The 1,667-nt window shown below is 65.4% G+C and carries 1 pseudogene; it reads right to left on the bottom strand.

The features are described 5' to 3' along the window. Positions 1-40: 40 nt before the first annotated feature. A pseudogene (gene gdhA, locus JCM19049_RS13490) lies at positions 41-1,383 on the bottom strand (NADP-specific glutamate dehydrogenase). Positions 1,384-1,667: the final 284 nt, after the last annotated feature.

Below are 1,667 nucleotides of genomic sequence, written 5' to 3'. Positions count from 1 at the left end.
GGTTCCAAGGCCGTGTCCGGCCCGAAGGCCGAAGCCCGGGCTAGATCAGCCCCTGGGCGAGCATCGCGTCGGCGACCTTCACGAAACCGGCAATGTTCGCCCCGGCCACGTAGTTGCCCGGTACCCCGTATTCCTCGGCCGTGGCCGCGCACCGGTCGTGGATGCCGATCATGATTTCACTCAGGCGGCGCTCGGTGTGGGCGAAGGACCAGGAGTCACGGCTGGCGTTCTGCTGCATTTCCAGCGCGGAGGTGGCCACGCCACCGGCGTTGGCCGCCTTGCCCGGGCCGAAGAGCACCCCGGCGTCCTGGAACAGGGAAACCGCCTGGGCGGTGCAGGGCATGTTCGCGCCTTCGGCCACCGCGATCAGCCCACCGGAAATCATCTTCTTCGCCGAGCTGGCCCCCAACTCGTTCTGGGTGGCGCAGGGAAGGGCGACCGTGCACTTTTCGTCCCACACGTTCCCGTCCGCAACGTAGCGGGCCTTCTTGCTGCCGCGGCGCTTGGCGTATTCGCTGATCCGCTCGCGCTCAACTTCCTTGATCTGGCGCAGCAGCGGAACATCGATGCCGTTCTCATCCACGATGTAGCCGCCCGAATCCGAGGCCGCCACCACGTGGGCGCCGAACTGCTGGGCCTTTTCGATGGCGTGGATCGCCACGTTGCCCGACCCGGAGACCACCACACGCTGGCCCTCAAAGCTGGTGTTGCGGGTGGCGAGCATCTCCTGGGCGAAGAGGACCGCACCGTAGCCGGTGGCTTCCGGACGCACCAGGGACCCGCCCCAGCTCAGCCCCTTGCCGGTGAGCACCCCGGACTCGTAGCGGTTGGTGATGCGCTTGTACTGGCCGAACAGGAAGCCGATCTCGCGCCCGCCCACGCCAATGTCCCCGGCCGGGACGTCCGTGTATTCGCCGATGTGCCGGTACAGCTCGGTCATGAAGGACTGGCAGAAGCGCATGACCTCCGCATCGGACTTGCCACGCGGGTCGAAGTCCGAACCGCCCTTGCCGCCGCCGATGGGCATGCCGGTCAGCGAGTTCTTGAAGATCTGTTCAAAGCCCAGGAACTTCACGGTGCCAGGTAAACCGAGGGGTGGAAGCGCAGTCCGCCCTTGTAGGGGCCCAGCGCGGAGTTGAACTCGACGCGGAAGCCGCGGTTGATCTGAACCCGTCCGGCGTCATCGGTCCACGGCACACGGAAGATGATCTGGCGTTCCGGCTCGCACATGCGCTGCAGGATCGCGGCTTCGGCGTATTCCGGGTGCTTCTGGGAGACGGCTTCGAGGCTCTCGAAAACCTCGGTAACGGCCTGGTGGAATTCGGCTTCCCCGGGATTCCTGCGGAATACCTCATCGCGGATAGTCGCTAAATGCTGGTCCAAGTTACTCTCCTCATCACTTGGGGCAGGCGCTGGGGCAGAGTTCTACCGCAGAACCGGCGTCACTGCCCCACCGAAGAGAATGCCACGGTGGTGCGCGATGTCGGAAATTTTACGTCAATTTTTTTGTGCCGCACGTAACGTTCGGCGGTGGTGCGCAGCCTAGCGTTTGCGCCCGAAACGGGGGAAACGCTCAATCAGTTCATGGGCCCGGCCGGTAACGTGTTCCAAGCTGCGCCCCACGGTGCGCCCCAGCTGCTGGGCGGCGGTGGTGGCCGGGGTGCCGG

This window comes from Arthrobacter sp. JCM 19049, from assembly GCF_001310435.1.
The sequence above is the reverse complement of the archived record's forward strand: the minus strand, read 5'-3'. Positions and strand labels throughout refer to the sequence as shown.